We start from the raw sequence: 21579 nt of genomic DNA, 5'->3' as shown, positions 1-21579 counted from the left end.
GGGGGGGGGGGCCCCCCCCCCCCCCCACCAGTCTCGGCCTCCTTAACGTACAGATCCCGCACCGGCCCCACGGCCGGTACGCACCCGGATTGGAGCCGCTCCATGGACTCTGGAAATACCGCCTGGCTGCTCGCCAGCGCCGCACTGGTCTGCCTGATGATCCCCGGCATTGCGTTCTTCTACGGCGGCATGGTTGGGTCCCGCCGAATCCTCAACATGATGATGATGTGCTTCGGCAGCGCCAGCCTCGTTGCCGTGCTGTGGGTGCTGTTCGGCTACTCGGCAGCCTTCGGCAACTCGCTCACTCCCCTGGGTGTCCTCGGCAACCCGCTGGAGTTCTTCGGCCTGGACAGCCTGCTCACCGAAGATCCGGCCGCGGCCCTGCCGGCTGCGCTTTTCGCGGCCTTCCAGCTGATGTTTGCCTGCGTCACCACGGCGCTGGTGGCCGGCGCGGCCGCGGGGCGGATGAAGTTCGGCGCCTGGATGGTCTTCGCGGGGCTGTGGGCCGCTCTGGTCTACTTCCCCGTGGCGCACTGGGTCTTTGCCTTCAGCAGTGAGGACGGCACCGTCACCGGCGGCTGGATCGCCAACAGCCTGGGCGCCATCGACTTTGCCGGCGGAACCGCGGTCCACATGAACGCCGGCGTCGCGGCCCTGGCGCTCGCCCTGGTCCTGGGCCGCAGCCGCGGCTGGCCGCACGTCATCACCCAGCCGCACAACCGGCCGCTGGTGATCCTCGGCGCGAGCCTGCTCTGGGTCGGATGGTACGGCTTCAACGCCGGGTCCGCGCTGAGCGCCGGCCATACTGCCGCCGTCGTTTTCCTGAACACCGCGGTTGCCGCCGCGGCAGGGCTGCTCGGCTGGGCGCTGATGGAACGGCTGCGGCTGGGACGCTCCTCGACCCTGGGGGCAGCCTCCGGGCTGATCTCCGGACTGGTAGCCATCACTCCGGCCTGCGGCGCGGTCAGCCCGCTGGGTGCCGTGGCCATCGGCGCGATCGCCGGGCTGGTCTGCTCCCTGGCGATCGAGCTGAAGTTCCGGCTCGGTTACGACGATTCGCTCGACGTCGTGGGCGTGCACCTCGTGGGCGGCGTGATCGGCACCCTGCTGATCGGGTTCTTCGCCACCGCTGCCGCACCGAACGGCATCAGCGGCCTGTTCTACGGCGGCGGCTGGTCCCTGCTAGGGATCCAGGCGGTGGCCACGGTTGCCGTGCTGGTGTACTCCTTTGTGCTCACCTGGGCCATTGCGAAGGTACTGGACCTGGCAATGGGACTGCGGGTCCCGGAAGAGCACGAGGTCCGCGGCATCGACATGGCCGCCCACTCGGAGTCGGCGTACCTGAACGAAGAGGAACCTGCCGAGCTCGGCTCTCCCGTGCGGCCCTGACCTCCTCTACTTCCCCTCCTCGCCCATCGAGATCACAGAAACTGCCCGTTAGAACGCTCTAACGGGCAGTTTCTGTGATCTCGTTTTAAAGGGGCGGGCTAGGTCGACGAGAGGCCTTCCTCCTGGCGCAGGTAGGTCTCTACCAGCTCACGGGCATGCGCAATATCCGGCCCTTCCTTCTCCAGCGCATCCAGCATGTCCTGCCCCTTGGTGCGCCCTGCCGGGAACGGCGGCAGCAGCGGAATATCCGGATCGGAGAGCACTTCGATCAGTACCGGGCGGTCCGCGTCCAGGGCCGCGTCCCACGCCGCGCCGATCTGCGCGGGATCCTCCACCCGGATGCCCTGCAGTCCCAGCAGTTCGGCGTACGCCGCGTAGGAGAAGTCCGGCAGCGCCTGGCTCTGGTCAAACCGCGGGTCCCCTTCCATTTCCCGCTGTTCCCACGTCACTTCGGCCAGTTCCCGGTTGTTCAGCACCATCAGCACAAAGCGGGGATCGGCCCAGCGGGGCCAGAGCCTGCTGACGGTGATGAGCTCGGACAGCCCGGCCATCTGCATGGCTCCGTCACCGGACAGGGCGACCACCGGCCTGTCCGGGGCAGCCAGTTTTGCTGCCAGTCCGTAAGGAATGGAGCAGCCCATGCTCGCCAGCGTGCTGGACAGATGCGCGGGGACGCCGGCGGGCAGGCGCAGCTGCCGCGCGTACCAGTACACGCTGCTTCCGACGTCGACCGCCACCTGCGCGTTCTCCGGCAGCCGGCTGCCCAGCTCCCGCACCGCCAGTTCCGGGTTCACCGGATTCGCCGGGGTCGCTGCACGTTCGGCGGCCAGCTGATTCCAGTCCTGCACTGCTGTCTCCACGGAGCTGCGCCAACCGCTGCGCTCGCTGACCAGTGGAAGCAGCCCCTCCAAGGCGGCTGCGGCGTCGCCGGTCACTGCCACCTCTACCGGGTACCGGTTGCCGATTGCGGCGGCATCGACGTCGATCTGCACCGCCCGCGCTGCGCCGGGCGGCGGATAGAACTCGGTCCACGGATCGTTGGAGCCGATGATGACCAGGGTGTCGCACCGCCCCAGCACATATCCGCTGGCGCTGGTGCCCAGATGTCCCATCACTCCGGCAGCCAGCGGATGGGATTCGTCCACGTACGGTTTGCCCATCAGTGAGGTCGTGATTCCGGCACCGGTCTTTTCAGCCAGCGCCCGCACCTGCGGCCAGGCTCCGCGGGCACCTTGCCCGACGAGAAAGGCAACCCGCTCGCCGTCGTTGATGACCGCCGCGGCTGCCTCCAGGTCTGCGTCCGCCGGCACCAGGTTCGGCGGGCTCCATACCGGCGCACTGGTCACGATTCCGTGTTCCTGTTCCAGTTCCGGGGCGGGCGCCTGCTGAACGTCGTGCGGAATGATGACGACGGCGGGAGCCCGGTCCGCGAGCGCGGCCTTGAACGCGCGGTCAAGTACCAGCGGAAGCTGTTCGGGGCTGTTGACCTGCTGGCGGAAGGACGACGCGACGTCGCGGGTGAGGTTAAGCAGGTCGATTTCCTGCATGTAGGCCGAGCCCAGGACGCTGCGGGACTGCTGCCCGATGATTGCTACCACGGGCACGCTGTCCATTTTGGCGTCATACAGGCCGTTGAGCAGGTGGACGGCCCCGGGGCCCTGAGTGGAAAGCACCACCCCTGGCCGGCCGGTGTACTTTGCGTGCCCCACCGCCATGAACGCTGCGTTTTCCTCATGCCGGGCCTGCACGAACTCCGGGGATCCGGAGCGCCGCAGGGCACCAAGCACGGTGTTGATCCCGTCCCCGCTGTAGCCAAAAATCCGGTCGACGCCCCAGGCCTGCAGCCTTTCGACGATCACATCTGCAACGAGCCGTTCTGCCATGGAAACCTCCATTAGTCAGCATGCTTACGGGTTCGCCTGCCACTATTCCACGGCACGCACATGCGGGCCAAGCAGTGCGGTGCCCGGGCGGGCCACAGTCCGGCTGCACAATTAGCGTCATGTGACGTGACGGACATCACTTCTGGCGTACCCTAGGGGCCACCCGCAACACGTTCCCCGGCATCTGGCCATATCCATGACAAGGAGCAGCAATGTCCCTCCTCACTACCTCCGATTGGCACGGCAAAATCCACACCGGTTCCTGGACCACGGGCTCCGGCGGCACCATGGATGTGCTCGAACCCGCCACCGGCTCGGTCCTTGGCTCCGTAGGGCAGGCGAACCGTGAAGACGTCCTTGCCGCCGCCGCCAGGGCCGCGGCCGCCCAGCAGGAATGGGCACGGACCAAACCGGAAGCCCGGGCCGCCGTGCTGCGCCGGGCCGGTCAGTTCTTCGAAGACCATGCGCAGGAGATTCAGGGCTGGATCATGCGTGAAACCGGTGGGATCGACGCCAAGGCCGGGCTTGAAACGCACGTAGCGGCCAATGAGTGCTTCGATGCCGCAGCGCTGCCGGCCCATCCCGCAGGAGACGTGCTCACCAGCAATGAGGACCGCTGGTCCTTCGCCCGGCGGCGGCCAGCCGGCGTCGTTTCGGTCATCTCCCCGTTCAACTTTCCGCTGATCCTTTCCATCCGCTCCGTAGCCCCGGCCCTGGCACTTGGCAACGCCGTCCTGCTCAAGCCGGACCCCCGCACTACCGTCTCCGGCGGCGTCGTCATCATGCGGGTCTTCGAGGAAGCCGGGCTGCCCGCCGGCCTCCTGCAGCTGCTGCCGGGCGGCGCGGACGTGGGCCAGGCACTGGTGGAAGCACCGGAAGTACGCGTGATTTCCTTCACCGGCTCGACGGCGGCAGGCCGGAAGGTGGGTGAGGCGGCGGGCCGCCTGCTCAAGCGTGCCCACCTGGAGCTCGGCGGCAACAACGCCCTCATCGTGCTTCCGGGTGCGGACCTTGACCTCGCCGCGTCGGCGGGCGCGTTTGGCTCCTTCCTGCACCAGGGGCAAATCTGCATGACTACCGGCCGGCATCTGGTCCACGAATCACTGGTGGAGGAGTACACGGCACGCCTGGCGGACAAGGCGAAGAACCTGCCGGTTGGCGACCCTGCAAGCGGGCAGGTGGCGCTGGGCCCGATCATCGACGAGCGGCAGCGGGACAACATTGACCGGCTGGTGCGCGACGCGAAGGACTCCGGCGCGCAGATTGCGGCCGGCGGCACCTACGAGGGGCTGTTCTACTCCCCCACCGTGCTGACCGGGTTGACGCCGGACAACCCCGCCTGGACGCAGGAGATCTTCGGGCCCGTAGCCCCCGTCCTTGCCTTCTCCTCGATAGAGGAAGCGATCGAACTGACCAACGCCTCGGAGTACGCGCTGTCCGTGGGAATCCTGGGCGACGTTGGGCTGGCCATGGAGATTGCCGACCGCGTGGTTTCGGGCAAGGTGCACATTAACGAACAGACGGTGTCCGATGAGGCGAATTCCCCCTTCGGAGGAATGGGCGCCTCCGGGACCGGTTCACGGTTCGGCGGCGCGGCCGCCAACATCGACGCGTTTACCGAAATCCAGTGGCTGACCATGCGGCCGGAAATTGCTCCCTATCCGTTCTAGGAATGGTGGGAGGCCCGGGGCCGCGGCAGGTCGTCCTGCCGCGGCCCCGGGCGTCCAAGCGCCCTAGCGCTTCCGGACCGGATGGCCGCTGATGATGGATACCCGGTTGAAGGCGTTGATCGCAATGGCAGCCCAGCTGAGCACCGAGAACTGCTCCGGGCTGAGCTGGGCCCGGTACTTGGCGTAAATGCCCTCCCGGTCCTCGCCGCCGGGCAGCTGCGTCACGGCTTCGGCGAGCCCCAGGGCTGCCCGTTCGGTCTCATCGAACAGGGCGGTATCCCGCCATGCGGGCAGGACAGCGAGCCGCTGCTCGCTCTCACCGGCTTCGAGTGACTGGCGGGTATGCAGATCCAGGCAGAAGGCGCAGCCGTTGAGCTGGGAAACGCGCACGTTCACCAGTTCCATGACAACGCGTCCCAGTCCGGCTTCTTCGGCGGCACTCCGGATGGACGCTGCGGTAGCCGCCATCGCCTGGTAGACCGGACGGTGCTGCTTGTCGATAAAGACCTTCTCACTCAACGTGCTGACTCCTCGTTCCTGTTTTCGGTGGTCTTGGGCCAGTCGACGAATCCGTTGTATTCAGGATGCTTCGTGAGCCAGCGGGCAATGAAGGGGCAGTACGGGACCAGCCGGAGTCCGGCGTCGCGCACGTCTTCGACGGCGAAACGCGCCAGCTGGGAGGCCACGCCCTGGCCCGCATAGGCCTCGGAAACTTCGGTGTGCGTGAACGCCCTGCTTCCCGGACGGTCGCGGTAGGCGGCGAACCCGGCAACCGTGCCATCGGCGTCGTCAATCGCTTCGTAGCACTGCTTTGCGGAGTTGTACTGGATCTTCATTTCGGTCGCCTTTCTTGTCAGCGGCGCGGGCGCAGCCGGGCGTTGGGCAGGACAGGTGCAGGCAGCGGCGGCAGCGGATCATCCGGAACAGCGCTGAACCGGCTGGCCGCGTCCGCTCCGGGATGGGTTTCGGCACCGAGATGCTGCTGCCAGTCACGGCGGTACTGGACAATCTCCTCGTGGCTGCGGCCAATGAAGTTCCACCACATGACAATAGTTTCGCCCAGCGGCTCGCCGCCGAGCAGCACTGTGCGGACGGACGAATCCGCCGGCGCAGCGATCCGCAGGCCGGCGCTCCCGGGCGGCACATAGGCGAGTTCCCCGGGCGCGACGGCGGCACCCTGGAAGAGCAGGTTGCCGGTGTCCGCGAGCAGCCCGTACTCAAACCGGGGATCGGCGTCGAGATCCAGGACGGTACCCGGCTCCAGGAGGATCTCCGCGCCGACGATCGGCGAATGGGTACGGACCGGGGAGGACGATCCCGCGAGTTCGCCCAGGAATACCCGGGCCTCCCACCCGGGCCCGGCGACGGGTTCGGGGGCGTAGTGCTCAAAGCGCGGATCGATGTGCCGGGACGCCTCCGGAAGCGCCAGCCAGAGCTGGACGCCGTGCAGGGTGCTGGTCTGCGGCGTGGAGACCTCGGAGTGGGCGATGCCCCGGCCTGCGGTCATCAGGTTGAGCTCGCCGGGACGGACCATGGCGTGGGCGCCGGTGCTGTCACGGTGTTCGATTTCGCCGGCAAAGAGCCAGCTCACGGTCTGCAGCCCGGTATGCGGGTGGGGCGGCACCACCATTCCGCCGGTGCGGGCGACGGCGTCGGGCCCGTAATGGTCCACGAAGCACCAGGCGCCAATGAGGCTGCGGCTGCGCTGGGGCAGCGTGCGGCGGACCGGCATTGCCCGGGGCCCGCCGAGCGGCACATCCCTGGGTGTATGAATTTCGACGGCGGCAGCGGGGGCACTGGCGCATTCGACTTCCACCGGGGCAGTCTCGATGTTGCTCATGCCTCTCCTTATCCACTTCGCAGAACGGCTGTTCCCGCCATACTACATGCATATGCATCTAATTGCCCGGTTCGGCCCCCTTCCTTCCATCGAGATGGCAGAAACTGCTCGTATGGGGCTCCATATGAGCAGTTTCTGCCATCTCGATGGAGGGGACGGCGCAGGCCCTAACCTTCGGGCAACCCCGGCCGCTAGGCTCAGATCATGCCAAAAGTCATCTATTACGTCGCTTCGTCACTGGATGGCTTCATCGCCACCGAAGGCAACAGCCTTGACTGGCTGCTGGATTTTGGCTTCGCCGCTTTCCAGGACCACTACGAGCAGTTCGTCTCGGGGGTGGGCGCCCTCATCATGGGTTCGCAGACCTACGAATGGATCCGCCGCGAACAGCCGGACACCTGGGATTACGGCGAACTGCCCTGCCTGGTGCTGACCCGCCGTGATCTGCAGGCCCCGCCCGGCACGGGAGTCCGGTTCGCAGCGGGGAATCCCGGCCAGATACTGGAACAGGCCCGCACCCTGGCCGGGGACAGGAACGTCTGGGTGGTGGGCGGCGGAGACGTGGCCGCACAGTTCGCGGACGCCGGGCTGCTCGACGAACTCTGGGTCACCTATATGCCCGTCGCCCTGGGCTCGGGACGGCGGCTGCTCCCGGTCACGGCACCGACCGGCCGGATGCACCTGATCGGCACCACGTCCTTCAACGGCGGGGCCGCGGAACTGCGCTTCGCCCGCGAGTGACCCTCCGGCCTGGGCCAGAGCGCCCGGGATGGGGAAACACCTGTCATGAAAACTGGATTCACCGCGCGGGGCGGCGAGGGCGGTAAAGTTCACTCCAGCACCACCACCCCACGCCCCACGACCAAAGGCCGCCGTCCCATGACGACTGACGTTTCCGCCCGCAACAATGTCCAGATTTTGGGTAACAGCGCCGGCCCTGTGGTCATGTTTGGGCACGGATTCGGGTGCGACCAGGGGATGTGGCGCCGGGTGCTTCCCTATTTCACGGAGAACTACCGCGTGGTGATCTTCGACCACGTGGGAGCGGGCGCATCAGACAAGGACGCCTATTCCACTTCCAAGTACGGCTCCCTCGACGGGTACGTGGATGACGTGCTGGAGATCTGTTCGGCACTCGACCTCCGCGACGTGACCTTCGTTGGGCACAGCGTCAGCGCCATGATGGGCGTCGAAGCCGTGGCGCAGGCACCGGAAAGGTTCGCGAACCTGGTCCTCCTGGCCTCCTCCCCCAGCTACATGGACCGTCCGGAAGATGGTTATACCGGAGGCTTCACCAGCCAGGACATTGATGAGCTGCTGGACTCACTGGACGCCAACTACCTTGTGTGGGCAGCCGCCATGGCACCCATGATCATGGGAAACCCGGAGAGCCCGGAGCTCCACAACGAGCTCGAAGGAAGCTTCTGCCGTCTGGACCCCTCGATTGCGCGGGGCTTCGCCGACGTTTCCTTCCGGTCCGATGTACGCGGACGCCTCAAGGACGTCTCCGTACCTACGCTGGTCCTGCAGTGCTCCGACGACTTGCTGGCACCCGTACACATCGGCGCCTATACCCGCGACAAGCTGCCCAATGCTACCCTGGTGCAGCTGCGGGCCACGGGCCACCTTCCGCATGTCAGCGCGCCCGCAGAAACGGCCGAAGCCATCCTCGCCTACCTTTCGCGGGACCAGTCGTGAGCGACACGGCCGCCGGAACCGGGTTGACCCCGTCCGGCGCCGCACTGGACTACGAGGAGCTCTTCCACACTTCGCCTTCGGGCTACCTGGTCACGCTGGAGGACGGAAGCATCGCGGAAGCGAACGCCACGTTCGCGAACTGGATCGGCTGCCCCCGGGAAGACCTGATCGGTACCAGCCTGCTGTCCCTGCTGCCCGTCGGTGACCGGATCGTGTACTCCACGCATGCCCTGCCGCAGCTCGGCGTCGGCCGGTCCTTCGCTGAACTGGCGGTAGATTTCCTCAGCGCGGACGGCACAAGGCTGCCCGCCCTGATCTCCGCCAACCGGCAGCCCGCTGAGGGATCCCGCCCCGCCATGGACCGCATCGTGGTCTTCAACGCCCATGAGCGCCGCCTCTACGAGCGAGAGCTGGTGACCGCCCTGCGCGCAGCCGAGCAGGCCGAAGCCGCACGGGCCAGCGCCGAAGCAGTGGTGCTGGAAAAGCAGCGGGCGCTGCAGGAGAAGGACCGTGTCCTGCAGGAAAGCCTCGCAGAAAGCCGCCGCAAGGAATCGCTGCTCCAGACCGTGCTGAACACGGTGGAAGTGGGGGTTTCGGTGGTGGACGAAGCGGGGAACGCGATCCTCACCAATTCACGCCAGCGCTTCATCAACCGCCGGGCCCTTCCGCCGGGTGCCGTGGAAGCTGACGAATGCGACCTGCTGATCTACGGGCCGGACCGGACGACGCCGCTGCCTCCGGAAATGCGACCGGTGCGCCGCACCGTCCTGGGCCAGTCCTTCTCGGACCAGCTGGTGTGGTTCGGCTGCGGCGATGCGCAGCGGGCGTTCTCCGTGACCGCGCGGTCCGTTCAGCGGCAGGGCGACTTCCAGGGATCCGTCCTCGCGTTCAGCGACGTGACGGGACTCGTGAACGCGGTGGCGGCCAAGGAAGACTTCGTGGCCAACGTGTCCCACGAGCTCCGGACCCCGCTGACCTCGATCATGGGGTACCTCGACCTGGCCCTTGAGGACGAGGACCAGATTCCCGCGTACGTCGCGGCGTCGCTGCGCGTTGCGCTGCGCAATTCCGAGAAGCTGCTGGAACTGGTCTCCGACCTGCTCTCCGCTGCCGCGGGGCCGAGCAGCATTGAACGGGTGCCTGCGGACCTGTCCGAACTGCTCAACAACGCCCTGACCTCCGCCGCGCCCAGGGCCGAGATCAACAAGGTCCAGCTCGTCCCCGACTTCCCGGCCGAGCTTCCCGCCTTCCTGGATCCGCAGCGGATCAGCCAGGTCATCGACAACCTGTTGTCGAACGCAGTCAAGTACTCCCCCGACGGCGGCAAGGTCACCGTGCGCGCCTGGAGCACACCGCAGACCCTGACTTTCGAGATCTCCGACACGGGCATTGGCATGACACAGGCCGAGCAGGCCGAGGTGTTCACTAAGTTCTTCCGCTCCGGGACCAGCCGGAAGGCTGCCATTCCCGGTGTGGGACTGGGCTTGGTGATCAGCAAGAACATCGTCGAAGCCCATGGCGGAACCATTACCCTGCAGAGCGAGGCCGGGGAAGGTACCGCTTTCACGGTCCGGCTGCCCATGCAGGGCCAGTAACGCAGGGGCGCGGCGATTTTGTTCGGCTTTGGTGCATGTGAAAACATCGAGGCGGAGCCCTGTTCCGCGGTTCTATGGCTTGCGGCCGGGCTGCAGGACAATACGCCTCGGCCCGTTCTGGACCGGAAGAAGAACTGGTAGCAGCATGGACGGCATTTCGACGACGCGGAGGGTGCTCCGGCGACTTGGCTCCTTCTCCTTCGTGGGCACCGTCGCGTTCCTGGTCGACATCGGCCTGTTCAACCTGCTCGTCGCCACCGTCCTTGATGACAATCCCATTTCGGCGAAAATTGTTTCCGTCATCGTTGCGACCACCATCTCCTGGCTGGGCAGCCGCTACCTGACCTTCCGGCGTACCCGCGGACGCAGTGTGCGGGCGGAGACTATCCTGTTCGCCCTGACAAACCTGGTGGGGCTGGGCATCGCCACGGGATGCCTGTTTGTCTCCCATTACCTCCTTGGTTTCACGAGCCAGTTCGCGGACAACGTTTCCGGCAATATCATCGGCGTGCTGCTGGGCAACGTCTTCCGCTACTTCGCCTACCGGTACGTCGTCTTCACTGAGCCCAAGGGCAACACGGGCAGCCCGGAGCGTGAAGACGCCGGGCTGTCCCGCTAATCCGCCTTGCAAGACCTACATGATCGGCGGTTCCGGTGGTGCCGGCGGCTGGCCGGGAATGGATCCGCCCACCGGTGACGACGGCGCCTGTCCAGGCTCCGAGCTCAGCTCCGCCACCTCGTAGCGTGCCAGCCCGGCAGTCTCTCCGCCGTCGGCGACGAATTCGGCACCGGTGGAGAAGCTCGATTCATCGCTGGCGAGGAAGAGCACCAGGTTGGCGATCTCTTCCGGCTCGCCCATGCGGTGCAGCGCCACATGTTCCTGCCCTCCTTCCAGTCCGTCCGTCATCGGCGTCCGCACCGCACCGGGGTGCACCGAGTTGACCCGGATTCCGTACGGGCCAAGGTCTATCGCAACAGATTTGGTCAGGCCCCGGACTCCGTATTTCGCAGCCGTGTATCCCGGCAGGTCCTTGTAGCCCTGCAGTCCGGCAGTGGAGGACAGGTTGATGATGGAGGCGCCAGCGGAGCGCTTCATGGTTTCAACCACTGCCTTGATGCCCAGGAAAACCCCGGTGAGGTTGATGCCGATGATGGAGTTCCACTGCTCCAGCGTGTAATCCTCGATGCTGCCGAAGTTCGCAATGCCGGCGTTGTTGACGAGTACGTCCACGCCGCCAAACCGGCCTTCGGCCTCCCGAACGGCGCCGGCCCATCCCTCGGGGCTGGTGACATCCAGGTGCACGAAGGCCGCAACTGAGCCCAGCGAATCCGCCAGGGCCTGCCCCTCGGCGTCGAGCACGTCCCCGATGACTACCTGTGCGCCCTCGTCGGAGAGCCGGCGCGCAACAGCCGCCCCGATTCCCCGTGCACCTCCGCTGATTAAAACCGTCTTGCCGCTGACCCGTCCCATGGAACCTCCTCGTCATCCGGCCACAGGGGCGTCGGTACCCCTGGCAGCACCCGTAGGGCACATCCAACTACCCGGGACGCGGGAAGTCACGGATTTAACGGAAGGAATCACCCCTGCAGGACCACTGACGGGAACACAAAGGCCTCCGTCCCGGACCGGCGTGAGGCCGGTTAGGGACGGAGGCCCGTGGTTCGAGGTGCGCCTAGACGGACTGCTTGGCGGCACCGGGAGCGCTGCCGTAACGCTCTTCCTCGATCTCTTCCAGGCTCCGGCCGCGGGTGTTCGGCGCCCACAGGACACCGATCACCATGGCAGCCACGAGGGCACCGATCATGATCATGCCCACGAATGGCACGCCTTGTTCGGCCAGCAGGGTGGGGAACCAGTAGCTGAGCACGCCGACGACGATCCGGGCCACGAAGAACAGCACGCCCTGGGCGCTGGCACGCAGGCGGGTGGGGAACATCTCGGCTGCCCAGAGTGCGTAGAACGCCTGGGCGCCGATGCCTGCACTGATACCCCAGAGGGCGGCGAACAGGATCAGGATGGGCATGGTCACGTGCGCGAAGACCAGCAGCAGCCAGGCGATGATGCCCAGCACGGCACCCACGCCGTAGAGCTTGCGGCGGTCAACCCGGTCTCCGTACTTCATGAAGCCGAAGTAGGTGGCTGCCACGGTGAGGGTCCACAGGAGCACCTGCAGCAGGTTCTGCGCCGTGGCCGATTCGACGCCGGCGGTCTCGTAGACGCGCGGCATGAAGATGCCCATCTGGCCAGCCACCAGGTTCCAGAGAGCGTAGACACCGGTCAGGAACAGCAGGGCCTTGAGGTTGGTGGCGTTGGTGAGCAGTTCACGGTAGTTGCGGCGCTTGATTCCACCGGCCTCGGCAGTACGGCGCTCTTCGTCCGACTTCTTCCAAGTGATGGATTCGGACAGGCCGCGGCGGATCCACCAGGTGACGAAAGCGACCACGAAGAGGTGGGCGAAGATGATGCGGCTGCCGGTAAGGCCCAGCGGCACCACGATGGTGGCGAACAGGAATACCAGGGCCGGGCCGAGGGACCAGGCCAGCTGGGCCGTGCCCACGTGCTTGGCGCGGTGTTCCGCCGGAGCTTCCTCGGCGATGTAGGTCCAGGCCACGGGCACACCGGCGCCGACGGCGATACCGGTCAGGATGACACCGGCGATGAGCATCCACGGAGCCACGGCGAAGATGACCAGCAGGGTGCCCAGCATGTAGAGGATCAGGTCATAGGTGTAGATGAACTTCCGGCCGTACCGGTCCCCCAGCGGTCCGCCGATGAGGGCACCGATGGCCGCACCGAACGCGTTGGCGCTCAGCGCCGCCACCAGGCCGACCAGAAGGTTGCTGAACCCGAAATACTCCTGCCAGAGGGACAGGCTGGTGGCCAGTGCGATGATCGAACCGGCCTCGATGTAGTTGGACATGGACACGGCGATGGTTGCTTTCCATCCGCCGAGCTTCGTGGTGCTCATGGCGAGCCTTTCTGCAACAGTGAAGAAGGTGCTGTGAAGCGGGCACGGGCGTGCCCCGGATAAAACGGGATCAGGAGAGGTGGAAGTACTGCGTCAGCGCCTGTGGCGAACTGCCTTCCGTGAAGTACTGGGCCATTTCGGCCTGCCACCGGGTGTTGACCGGATGTGCATCCATGAGCTTCTGGGTAGCTTCGGCGTTCTCCGCCTCGAAGTAGCCCACAACCAGGCCGTCTTCCGGGCGAAGGAACAGCGAATAGTTCCGCCATCCGGTCTCGCGCAGCGCATCCAGCATTTCCGGCCAGACCCGCTGGTGGACCTCGACGTACTCGGCGAGCCGCTCAGGACGGATGTGCAGCAGGAAGCATCCGCGGGTGGCGGTAATCTCCGCAGGAAGCTGAACCAGTTCCTGCAGATCGGCCGGGGCGGGGGAAGAGCCCATGCATCACTCCTTTGTAATGTGGCGGGTCCTGGCGGACGTCGCACCTGTGGCGGCAGCAGGGATGGTCACGTCCGCGGGGAGGCGCCGGTCGAGCGGTTCCTGTGAGGGACCTCTCATGCACTGCCGGACTCATAGTACCCAAAAATTGAGACGTTTCAAGAAGTCATTACTGCAACGTTCTACGACGTACACGGCGGGCGCGTTTGACCTTCCCGGCGTGGACGGCATACTTTGATGAAACGATTCAATGCGGTGCCCCAGAAAAATCGCGGTGCCGCCCGCCGGCCACCACAGAGAAGTGACGCACATGCCTGAATTCGACGACATCGCCCCCCAGCTGGCCGCCCAGGCCATCGAACTCCCGTCCTGGGCCTTCGGCAACTCCGGAACCCGCTTCAAGGTTTTCTCGACGCCGGGAACGCCGCGGACGGTGCAGGAGAAAATCGCCGACGCCGCCCAGGTCCACCGCTTCACCGGGCTGGCCCCCGCCGTCGCCCTCCACATCCCGTGGGACAAGGTGGACGATTACGCCGCCCTCGCCCGCTACGCTGCGGACCAGGGCGTCTCGCTGGGCACCATCAACTCCAATACCTTCCAGGACGAGGAGTACAAGTTCGGCTCCCTGACTCACGCCGATCCCGGCGTGCGCCGCAAAGCGATCGACCATCACCTCGAGTGCCTGGAGATCATGGACGCCACCGGGTCGAGTGACCTGAAGATCTGGCTGGCCGACGGCACCAACTACGCCGGCCAGCAGGACATGCGCGGACGCCAGGACCGCCTGGCCGAGTCGCTGGCGGAAATCTACGCCAACCTGGGTGAGGAACAGCGCCTGGTGCTGGAGTACAAGTTCTTCGAACCGGCTTTCTACCACACCGATGTGCCGGACTGGGGCACCGCCTACACCCAGGTTGCCGCGCTGGGCGACAAGGCGAAGGTCTGCCTGGACACCGGCCACCACGCGCCGGGAACCAACATCGAATTCATCGTGATGCAGCTGCTGCGCCTGGGCAAGCTTGGGTCCTTCGACTTCAACTCGCGCAACTACGCCGACGACGACCTGATCGTCGGCGCCGCAGACCCGTTCCAGCTTTTCCGCATCATGGTCGAGGTGGTGCGCGGCGGCGGACTCGAACCGGACAACGGTGTGGCCTTCATGCTTGACCAGTGCCACAACATCGAGGACAAGATCCCCGGGCAGATCCGCTCGGTGCTCAATGTTCAGGAAATGACGGCCCGCGCCCTGCTGATCGACGGCGAAGCACTCGCTACTGCGCAGGCTGCAGGGGACGTCCTCGGCGCCCATGAGGTGCTGATGGACGCGTTCTACACCGACGTCCGCCCGCAGCTGGCGGCCTGGCGCGAATCCCGCGGCCTGCCAGCCAATCCAATGGCCGCCTACGCAGCGTCCGGGTACCAGCAGCGCATCGCAGAGGAGCGCGTCGGCGGTACCCAGGCTTCCTGGGGCTCCTAAACCTTCCGCGCCGTCCCCCACCACCGACTTCCATCCACTCCACGAGGAGACCTTCGCATGAACGCCCACTCCAGCAATTCGACGACCGAACGGACCGTCGCCGCGGACCTCATCGCCCGTTCCAACCGGCTCGGTTCGGACCCGAAGAACACCAACTACGCCGGCGGCAACACCTCCGCCAAGGGCACCGCGGCGGACCCGGTGACCGGTGAGGACGTCGAGCTGCTGTGGGTTAAGGGATCCGGCGGGGACCTCGGAACGCTCACGGAGAAGGGGCTCGCCGTGCTGCGCCTGGACCGGGTCCAGGCGCTGAAGAACGTCTACCGCGGGGTGGAGCACGAGGACGAGATGGTTGCGGCGTTCGACTACTGCCTGCACGGCAAGGGCGGTGCAGCGCCGTCAATCGATACCGCCATGCACGGACTGGTCGATGCAGCCCACGTTGACCACCTGCACCCGGACTCCGGCATCGCCGTCGCAACAGCGGCGGACGGCGAGGAACTGACCGCCAGGATCTTTGGTGACAAGGTGGTTTGGGTGCCCTGGCGCCGTCCCGGTTTCCAGCTGGGCCTGGACATCGCCGCGATCAAGGAAGCCAACCCCGGTGCCGTCGGCACCATCCTGGGCGGCCACGGCATCACGGCCTGGGGCGATACCAGCGAGGAGGCGGAGGCGAACTCCCGGTGGATCATCGACACCGCCGAGGCCTACATCGCCGAACACTCCAAGGCTGAACCGTTCGGCCCTGCCCTGGCCGGCTACGAAGCGCTTCCGGAGGCCGAGCGCCATGCCAAAGCCGCCGCCCTGGCCCCGGTGATTCGCGGCCTGGCCTCGCACGACCGCCCCCAGGTGGGCCACTACATGGACGACCCACGCGTCCTGGACTTCCTCGCCGCCGCCGAACACCCCCGGCTGGCAGCGCTGGGCACTTCCTGCCCGGACCATTTCCTGCGCACCAAGGTGAAGCCGCTGGTCCTGGACCTGCCGGCCGACGCACCCGTTGAAGACTGCGTCACCCGCCTGAAGGAGCTGCACGAGGCATACCGGGCCGACTACCAGGCCTACTACGAACGGCACGCCGACGCCGATTCCCCCGCCATGCGCGGAGCCGACCCGGCGATCGTGCTGGTTCCCGGCGTCGGCATGTTCTCCTGGGGCAAGGACAAGCAGACCGCCCGCGTGGCCGGCGAGTTCTATCTCAACGCCATCAATGTCATGCGGGGCGCCGAAGGCATCTCAAGCTACGCTCCGATCGATGAGTCGGAGAAGTTCCGCATCGAATACTGGGCGCTGGAGGAAGCCAAGCTGGCCCGCATGCCCAAGCCCCGCAGCCACGCCACCCGCATCGCGCTGGTAACCGGCGCGGCGTCGGGCATAGGCAAAGCCATTGCCACCCGCCTCGCCGCGGAAGGCGCCTGCGTGGTGATCGCCGACCTGAACCTGGAGGCCGCCGAGCAGGTGGCCGCCGAGCTGGGCGGCTCCGACGTTGCCATTGGTGTCCGCGCCGACGTCACCGATGCCGCACAGGTTGCTGCCGCCATCGACGCCACGGTACTGGCCTTCGGCGGAATCGATCTGGTGGTGAACAACGCCGGCCTGTCCATCTCAAAGCCGCTGCTGGAAACCACTGAAAAGGACTGGGACCTGCAGCACGATGTGATGGCCAAGGGCTCCTTCCTGGTCGCCAAGGCCGCAGCCAAGGCCATGATCGCCCAGGAGATGGGCGGGGACATCCTCTACATCTCCTCAAAGAACTCCGTCTTCGCCGGCCCGAACAACATCGCCTACTCCGCCGTCAAGGCAGACCAGGCCCACCAGGTGCGCCTGCTGGCCGCGGAACTGGGCGAGCACGGCATCAAGGTTAACGGCATCAACCCCGACGGCGTTGTCCGAGGCTCCGGCATCTTCGCCGGCGGCTGGGGCGCCAAGCGGGCGGCGGTCTACGGTGTTCCCGAGGATGAGCTGGGCAAGTTCTACGCCCAGCGCACCCTGCTCAAGCGCGAGGTGCTGCCGGAGAACGTGGCCAACGCCGCCGCGGTCCTGACCAGCTCTGACCTCTCCCACACCACCGGCCTGCACATCCCGGTGGACGCCGGCGTCGCCGCCGCGTTCCTGCGCTAAGCGGCGCGGCAGGAAAGGACTGAGCATGGAGCAAGCTGCATCCGTAGCGGCCGTCGACCTCGGGGCCACCAGTGGCCGCGTCATCCTTGGCGGCATCTCCGGCGGCCGGATCCGGATGCGGCACGTGGCCCGTTTCGCCAACCAGCCGGTTCGGCTGCACGAGGGGAACGGGCCCGGCCTGCACTGGAACATCACGGAGCTCTACCGGTCGCTGGCCGCCGGGCTGGCCCAGGCGTTCCGGGAGGAACCGGACGTCCGGTCCATCGGCGTCGACTCCTGGGCCGTGGACTACGGGCTGCTGCGCGGCGGCAAGCTGCTGGGCCTGCCCTACCACTACCGGGACGGACGCACCGCTGACGGGGTGCGGTCCGTGCATGCGGCAGTGACTCCGGAAGAGCTGTATTCCCGCAGCGGACTGCAGCACCTGCCGTTCAATACGGTGTTCCAGCTGGCGGTGGACCGGGAACGCGGTGACCTGGCCATGGCGGACCGGGCCCTGATGGTCCCTGACCTCATTGCCTACTGGCTCACGGGCAGGCAGGTCACCGAGGAGACCAACGCGGCCACCACCGGACTGCTGGATGCCCGGACCCGGCAGTGGGACACCGGCCTGATGGACCGCCTTGGGCTCCCGGAAGGCCTCTTCGCTCCGCTCATTGCCCCCGGCGAGCGGATCGGCGGACTCCTCTCCGGTGTGGCGGAAGAGCTGGGCGCCCCGGCCGGAGTGCCGGTCACCGCCGTTGGTTCGCATGACACCGCGTCCGCCGTGGTGGCAGTGCCGTTCACCGACGAGAACGCTGCGTTTATCTCCTCCGGCACCTGGTCACTTGTTGGCCTGGAGCTGCCCGGCCCGGTCCTCACCCCGGAGAGCCACGCCGCAAACTTCACCAATGAGGGCGGCGTGGACGGGCGCATCCGGTACCTGAAGAACGTGTCCGGGCTGTGGCTGCTCTCCGAATCGATCCGCACCTGGGACGGACCCGGCACCACCGATTCCCAGCGCACCAGCAACCTTGCCGAGCTGATCAGCCAGGCTGCGGCCGTTACCGCTCCGGTGCCGGTGTTCGACGTTCAGGACGAGCGATTCACCGCCCCGGGGGACATGCCCGCCAGGGTCACCGCCTGGTGCGAGGAACATGGCCTGCGGCCGCCGCGCGGGCGGGCCGAAATGGTCCGTTCAATCCTTGAATCACTGGCAGCCGCCTACGCGGACGTCATTGAACAGATGGAAAGCCTCACCGGACGCAGCATCCGCACCGTCCACGTGGTGGGCGGCGGCTCGCAGAACACCCTCCTGTGCCAGCTCACGGCGGACCGCACCGGCCGCACGGTCTTCGCCGGGCCGGTGGAAGCCACCGCCATTGGCAACGTGCTGGTCCAGGCCCGCTCCGCCGGACTGGTTACCGGCGGGCTGGAGGAACTGCGCCGCCTGGTGGCGCGCACCTTCGAGCCGATCCGCTACGAACCGCGGGTGCGGGCCGCCCTGTAACATCCATCCCGGCGCTCCGGTGCCCAAAGGACATGCTGCTTACAATAAGAACCTGTCCCGCGGGTCCGGCCCGCCGGTGACGGTGCCAGGAGGAGTGGACCCCGTCCGGACGGAAGTGAAGAGCAAATGGACAGATTCCCGGTCAGCATCAAGGACGTCGCCCGGGAAGCGCGGGTCTCGATCGGCACAGTCTCCAACGTCATCAACCGCCCGGAGGTAGTTTCCGAGGACCGCCGCCGCCGGGTCCTGAAGGTTATCGAGGACCTGGGATACGTCCGCAACGACGTTGCCCGCCAGCTCAAGGCCGGCCGTTCCCGGACCATCGGGCTGGTGGTCCAGGACACCGGGAACCCCTTCTACAATGAGATCGCCCGGGGAGCGGAAGCCGCCGCGGATACGCTTGGCCAGGCCGTCATCGTGGGCAACTCCGGACTCTCCCACGCCCGCGAAGAGGTCTACCTGGACCTGTTCGAGGAGCAGCGGGTGCGCGGAGTACTGATTACCCCGCAGTCCTCCCAAGACCGCAGCCGCATCGACCGGCTCCGCTCCCGCGGCACCCCGGTGGTGCTGGTGGATGAGCAGGCTCCCGCCTCGCAGTACTGCTCCCTGGCAGTTGACGACGTCGAAGGCGGACGCATGGCCGTCGCCCACCTGCTGGACGGTGGCGCTCGGAGCATCACCTTCGTGGGCGGCCCTGCTGCCCTGCACCAGGTAGCCGACCGGCAGGCCGGTGCCCGGACAGCCGTGGACGCGGTACCCGGAGCCTCCCTCGACGTCGTGGAAACCGCCGCGCTGACGGTACTGGAGGGCCGGCGGGTCGGCGAGGAGCTGCTCCGCCGTCCCGAGACATCCCGGCCGGACGCGGTGTTCGCCGCCAATGACCTGCTCGCGATCGGGCTGCTGCAGGCCTTCGTCTTCGACCACCGGCTACGGGTGCCGCAGGACGTTGCCCTGGTCGGTTATGACGACATTGACTTCGCACCGTCCGCGATTGTTCCGCTGTCCTCCATCCGCCAGCCGGCCCGGCTGATCGGTCGCACGGCGGTGGAGCTGCTGGAGGACGAACTGGCGGAAGACCATCGCCACCGGCACGTCACGTTCCAGCCCGAACTGGTGGTGCGGGAGTCTTCGGGCGGCTCCGCCGGGCCCGAACCGAAATAGGCCTGTCCGGAACGCTGCACGTCCCGGACAGGCCTTGGGTGGAGATGGGGGGAATCGAACCCCCGTCCGATGCTGGAGTATCTGGGCTTCTCCGGGCGCATCCTGCTCTGGATTTTCTCGGCCCCGGCCATCTCGCAGGCGAGTGGCTGATCCGGGCCCAGCCGTTCAGCAAGTCCCGGACACCTGAACGGCAGCGGTGTCCGGCAGTGGCTTCCTTATCGACGCCAGGATCCGGAACGGAAGCGTTTCCGGCCTGACGGACTCACTCTGGCCTAGGCGGCGAGAGCGAAGTCAGTGCGCATAGGTTTGGCACTTATTGGTTTACAGGGGGCGTTTGCGAGATAACCCTGCATCCTCGGCCCGCTTCCCCAGGTACGGCGAACATCGTCGATACCGATCATCCCCATATTCAGTTGCACCTCCATTAACCACCCTTGCCGCCAAAACATTCCAGCCCGCTGCGCGAAGATGGTGGCATGCAGATCCTGGACCGCTCGCTGGCGGAGCTCACCGCGCAGGCCCGCGCCCTGGCCGCCGGCTCCCGCCGCATCCTTGGCATCACCGGCCCGCCAGGCGCCGGCAAATCCACCCTGGCAGCGGCGCTGGCAGCAGCGCTGGGACCGGACCTCGCCGTCGTAGTTCCCATGGATGGTTTCCACCTGGCCAACCGGGTACTGGAAGCGATGGCTGCGCGGGACCGGAAGGGCGCGCCGGACACGTTCGACGACGGCGGATACGCGGCCCTGCTGGGCCGGCTCCGGGCCGCAGATGAACCGGTGGTCTACGCGCCGGAGTTCCGGCGCGAGCTGGAAGAACCGGTGGGATCTGCGCTGCCGGTCCGGCGGGAGGTCCCGCTGGTCATCACCGAGGGCAACTACCTGCTGCTTCCGGACGGTGCCTGGCCGCAGGCGCGGGACCGGCTCGACGCCGTCTGGTACCTAACGCTGGAGGACACCGAGCGTACGGACCGGCTGGCCGCACGGCACGAACTCTTCGGCAAGGCACCGGACGCGGCGCGGGCCTGGGCGCTGGGAAGCGACCAGGCCAACGCGGATCTGGTAGCAGCACACGCGGCAAAGGCCGACGCCGTCATCCGCCTCCGCGCCTAGCGGATCCCCTGCCGGTTACCCAATATGTCTCCGGGCGGAACCGGGCTTTTGGATTCCCGCCCGCAGGGGAGTTTGGTTGTTCTCATGTCCGCGAACTTCCTCCGCCGGGTGCTGCAGCTGCTCGCCGGCCTCTTCTTCTATGGCTTCTCCATCGGCATGATGATCCGGGCGGGGCTGGGCGTCTCCCCGTGGGACGTGCTGGCACAGGGCACCAGCCTGCAGACCGGCATCGCGTTCGGGCTGGTTACCAACCTGATTGGGCTGGTGGTGCTGCTGCTGTGGATCCCGCTGCGGCAGAAGCCCGGCGTGGGGACCGTGCTGAACGTGCTCCTGGTGGGACCCAGCGCGGAAGTGGGGCTGGCCGTGGTGGACGAGCCGGCCGAACTGTGGGGACAGATCCTGCTGTTTGCCGGAGGACTGACCCTGTTGGCGGTCGCCACCGGGCTATACATCGGAGCGCGGATGGGTCCCGGGCCGCGCGACGGGCTCATGACCGGACTGCACGCCCGGTTCGGCTGGCCGCTGTGGGCGGTCCGCACCGGCATCGAAGTGACGGTTCTTGCCATTGGTTGGGCCCTGGGCGGCGCCGTCGGCCTGGGCACCGTGGCCTTCGCGCTGCTGATCGGGCCCATGGTTAACCGCACCGTGCCGTTCTTCCACATCCCGGCCCGCTCCGCCGCGGCCTGAGGCCGTCCCTCCACCGTCGAGAGGCCACTTACGGCTCTTCTCGCGGCCGAAAAGA

19 protein-coding genes and 1 other RNA gene are annotated in these 21579 nt (G+C 66.8%); 12 read left to right on the top strand and 8 right to left on the bottom strand.

Annotated elements, in window-relative coordinates:
- Positions 1-102: 102 nt before the first annotated feature.
- Positions 103-1389 (top strand): ammonium transporter, encoded by a 1287-nt coding sequence (locus tag ACSLGO_RS11635; protein WP_325786010.1) that lies wholly within the window; start codon positions 103-105, stop codon positions 1387-1389.
- A 98-nt stretch (positions 1390-1487) separates the two neighbouring features.
- Here the strand turns inward: ACSLGO_RS11635 and ACSLGO_RS11630 are convergent, their stop codons facing one another.
- Entirely contained in the window at positions 1488-3272 is a 1785-nt protein-coding gene (locus tag ACSLGO_RS11630; RefSeq protein ID WP_325786011.1) for a thiamine pyrophosphate-requiring protein, read from the bottom strand.
- A 212-nt stretch (positions 3273-3484) separates the two neighbouring features.
- Between ACSLGO_RS11630 and ACSLGO_RS11625 the strand changes: the two genes are divergently transcribed.
- Entirely contained in the window at positions 3485-4942 is a 1458-nt protein-coding gene (locus tag ACSLGO_RS11625) for a benzaldehyde dehydrogenase (protein ID WP_436401159.1), read from the top strand.
- Positions 4943-5005: 63 nt separating this feature from the next.
- Here ACSLGO_RS11625 and ACSLGO_RS11620 read toward each other — a convergent pair whose 3' ends face one another.
- Genes ACSLGO_RS11620 through ACSLGO_RS11610 form a run of 3 tightly spaced genes read right to left on the bottom strand, consistent with a single transcriptional unit; the run spans position 5006 to position 6782 of the window.
- Entirely contained in the window at positions 5006-5461 is a 456-nt protein-coding gene (locus ACSLGO_RS11620; protein WP_436401158.1) for a carboxymuconolactone decarboxylase family protein, read from the bottom strand.
- Positions 5458-5778 carry a GNAT family N-acetyltransferase gene (locus ACSLGO_RS11615; protein WP_436401157.1) on the bottom strand — a complete coding sequence of 107 codons (321 nt, stop codon included), beginning with the start codon at positions 5776-5778 and terminating at the stop codon, positions 5458-5460. The genes ACSLGO_RS11620 and ACSLGO_RS11615 overlap by 4 nt, the downstream gene beginning before the upstream one ends.
- A 17-nt stretch (positions 5779-5795) precedes the next feature.
- Entirely contained in the window at positions 5796-6782 is a 987-nt protein-coding gene (locus ACSLGO_RS11610; protein WP_325786014.1) for a pirin family protein, read from the bottom strand.
- Positions 6783-6986: 204 nt separating this feature from the next.
- On the opposite strand from ACSLGO_RS11610, the gene ACSLGO_RS11605 reads away from it, so the two are divergent.
- From ACSLGO_RS11605 to ACSLGO_RS11590, 4 genes are all read left to right on the top strand, one after another.
- Positions 6987-7523, top strand: a complete 537-nt coding sequence (locus ACSLGO_RS11605) for a dihydrofolate reductase family protein (protein WP_436401156.1) — start codon at positions 6987-6989, stop codon at positions 7521-7523.
- Positions 7524-7661: 138 nt separating this feature from the next.
- A complete protein-coding gene (locus ACSLGO_RS11600) occupies positions 7662-8480 on the top strand; it encodes an alpha/beta fold hydrolase (protein WP_325786016.1) in 819 nt (272 codons plus the stop codon).
- Entirely contained in the window at positions 8477-10075 is a 1599-nt protein-coding gene (locus ACSLGO_RS11595; protein ID WP_436401155.1) for an ATP-binding protein, read from the top strand. The genes ACSLGO_RS11600 and ACSLGO_RS11595 overlap by 4 nt, the downstream gene beginning before the upstream one ends.
- A gap of 145 nt (positions 10076-10220) precedes the next feature.
- A complete protein-coding gene (locus ACSLGO_RS11590) occupies positions 10221-10694 on the top strand; it encodes a GtrA family protein (protein ID WP_325786018.1) in 474 nt (157 codons plus the stop codon).
- 15 nt (positions 10695-10709) lie between these two features.
- On the opposite strand, the gene ACSLGO_RS11585 is transcribed toward ACSLGO_RS11590, so the two are convergent.
- The 3 genes from ACSLGO_RS11585 to ACSLGO_RS11575 all read right to left on the bottom strand — a co-directional run bounded on the left by ACSLGO_RS11585 (position 10710) and on the right by ACSLGO_RS11575 (position 13483).
- On the bottom strand, positions 10710-11546 hold the full coding sequence (locus tag ACSLGO_RS11585; RefSeq protein WP_377955190.1) for an SDR family oxidoreductase: 837 nt from the start codon (positions 11544-11546) through the stop codon (positions 10710-10712).
- 202 nt (positions 11547-11748) lie between these two features.
- A complete protein-coding gene (locus ACSLGO_RS11580) occupies positions 11749-13044 on the bottom strand; it encodes an MFS transporter (RefSeq protein ID WP_325786021.1) in 1296 nt (431 codons plus the stop codon).
- Between the two features lie 70 nt (positions 13045-13114).
- Positions 13115-13483, bottom strand: coding sequence for an L-rhamnose mutarotase (locus tag ACSLGO_RS11575; RefSeq protein WP_091601405.1), 369 nt, complete (start codon positions 13481-13483; stop codon positions 13115-13117).
- Positions 13484-13790: 307 nt separating this feature from the next.
- On the opposite strand from ACSLGO_RS11575, the gene rhaI reads away from it, so the two are divergent.
- The 4 genes from rhaI to ACSLGO_RS11555 all read left to right on the top strand — a co-directional run bounded on the left by rhaI (position 13791) and on the right by ACSLGO_RS11555 (position 19728).
- Entirely contained in the window at positions 13791-14957 is a 1167-nt protein-coding gene (rhaI, locus tag ACSLGO_RS11570; protein ID WP_091601403.1) for an L-rhamnose isomerase, read from the top strand.
- Between the two features lie 57 nt (positions 14958-15014).
- Positions 15015-17078 carry a bifunctional aldolase/short-chain dehydrogenase gene (locus tag ACSLGO_RS11565; RefSeq protein ID WP_436401154.1) on the top strand — a complete coding sequence of 688 codons (2064 nt, stop codon included), beginning with the start codon at positions 15015-15017 and terminating at the stop codon, positions 17076-17078.
- A gap of 25 nt (positions 17079-17103) precedes the next feature.
- Complete coding sequence (locus ACSLGO_RS11560; RefSeq protein WP_325786024.1) at positions 17104-18567, top strand: rhamnulokinase; 1464 nt, start codon at positions 17104-17106, stop codon at positions 18565-18567.
- Between the two features lie 126 nt (positions 18568-18693).
- Entirely contained in the window at positions 18694-19728 is a 1035-nt protein-coding gene (locus ACSLGO_RS11555; protein ID WP_436401153.1) for a LacI family DNA-binding transcriptional regulator, read from the top strand.
- Between the two features lie 36 nt (positions 19729-19764).
- On the opposite strand, the gene ssrA is transcribed toward ACSLGO_RS11555, so the two are convergent.
- Positions 19765-20133: a transfer-messenger RNA gene (gene ssrA / locus ACSLGO_RS11550) on the bottom strand.
- A 71-nt stretch (positions 20134-20204) separates the two neighbouring features.
- Between ssrA and ACSLGO_RS11545 the strand changes: the two genes are divergently transcribed.
- Together ACSLGO_RS11545 and ACSLGO_RS11540 are read left to right on the top strand one after the other, a co-directional pair.
- Positions 20205-20837 (top strand): nucleoside/nucleotide kinase family protein, encoded by a 633-nt coding sequence (locus ACSLGO_RS11545; RefSeq protein ID WP_433122466.1) that lies wholly within the window; start codon positions 20205-20207, stop codon positions 20835-20837.
- 84 nt (positions 20838-20921) lie between these two features.
- Entirely contained in the window at positions 20922-21524 is a 603-nt protein-coding gene (locus ACSLGO_RS11540) for a YczE/YyaS/YitT family protein (RefSeq protein WP_091601393.1), read from the top strand.
- The last annotated feature ends 55 nt before the right edge of the window (positions 21525-21579 follow it).

The sequence above is a fragment of the Arthrobacter sp. IK3 genome, assembly GCF_051337705.1.
Lineage (GTDB): Bacteria > Actinomycetota > Actinomycetes > Actinomycetales > Micrococcaceae > Arthrobacter_B > Arthrobacter_B koreensis.
Note: the sequence above shows the minus strand (reverse complement) of the source record. Positions and strands in the feature narration are given on the sequence as shown.

What these genes read in the sequence shown, in the direction of transcription:
- ACSLGO_RS11540 (WP_091601393.1), top strand. Translation starts at nt 20,922, where the DNA reads ATGTCCGCGAACTTCCTCCGCCGGGTGCTGCAGCTGCTCGCCGGCCTC.
- ACSLGO_RS11630 (WP_325786011.1), bottom strand. Translation starts at nt 3,272, where the DNA reads ATGGCAGAACGGCTCGTTGCAGATGTGATCGTCGAAAGGCTGCAGGCC.
- ACSLGO_RS11565 (WP_436401154.1), top strand. Translation starts at nt 15,015, where the DNA reads ATGAACGCCCACTCCAGCAATTCGACGACCGAACGGACCGTCGCCGCG.
- ACSLGO_RS11590 (WP_325786018.1), top strand. Translation starts at nt 10,221, where the DNA reads ATGGACGGCATTTCGACGACGCGGAGGGTGCTCCGGCGACTTGGCTCC.
- ACSLGO_RS11605 (WP_436401156.1), top strand. Translation starts at nt 6,987, where the DNA reads ATGCCAAAAGTCATCTATTACGTCGCTTCGTCACTGGATGGCTTCATC.
- ACSLGO_RS11575 (WP_091601405.1), bottom strand. Translation starts at nt 13,483, where the DNA reads ATGGGCTCTTCCCCCGCCCCGGCCGATCTGCAGGAACTGGTTCAGCTT.
- ACSLGO_RS11600 (WP_325786016.1), top strand. Translation starts at nt 7,662, where the DNA reads ATGACGACTGACGTTTCCGCCCGCAACAATGTCCAGATTTTGGGTAAC.
- ACSLGO_RS11580 (WP_325786021.1), bottom strand. Translation starts at nt 13,044, where the DNA reads ATGAGCACCACGAAGCTCGGCGGATGGAAAGCAACCATCGCCGTGTCC.
- ACSLGO_RS11585 (WP_377955190.1), bottom strand. Translation starts at nt 11,546, where the DNA reads ATGGGACGGGTCAGCGGCAAGACGGTTTTAATCAGCGGAGGTGCACGG.
- ACSLGO_RS11555 (WP_436401153.1), top strand. Translation starts at nt 18,694, where the DNA reads ATGGACAGATTCCCGGTCAGCATCAAGGACGTCGCCCGGGAAGCGCGG.
- ACSLGO_RS11615 (WP_436401157.1), bottom strand. Translation starts at nt 5,778, where the DNA reads ATGAAGATCCAGTACAACTCCGCAAAGCAGTGCTACGAAGCGATTGAC.
- ACSLGO_RS11560 (WP_325786024.1), top strand. Translation starts at nt 17,104, where the DNA reads ATGGAGCAAGCTGCATCCGTAGCGGCCGTCGACCTCGGGGCCACCAGT.
- ACSLGO_RS11625 (WP_436401159.1), top strand. Translation starts at nt 3,485, where the DNA reads ATGTCCCTCCTCACTACCTCCGATTGGCACGGCAAAATCCACACCGGT.
- rhaI (WP_091601403.1), top strand. Translation starts at nt 13,791, where the DNA reads ATGCCTGAATTCGACGACATCGCCCCCCAGCTGGCCGCCCAGGCCATC.
- ACSLGO_RS11610 (WP_325786014.1), bottom strand. Translation starts at nt 6,782, where the DNA reads ATGAGCAACATCGAGACTGCCCCGGTGGAAGTCGAATGCGCCAGTGCC.
- ACSLGO_RS11635 (WP_325786010.1), top strand. Translation starts at nt 103, where the DNA reads ATGGACTCTGGAAATACCGCCTGGCTGCTCGCCAGCGCCGCACTGGTC.
- ACSLGO_RS11545 (WP_433122466.1), top strand. Translation starts at nt 20,205, where the DNA reads ATGCAGATCCTGGACCGCTCGCTGGCGGAGCTCACCGCGCAGGCCCGC.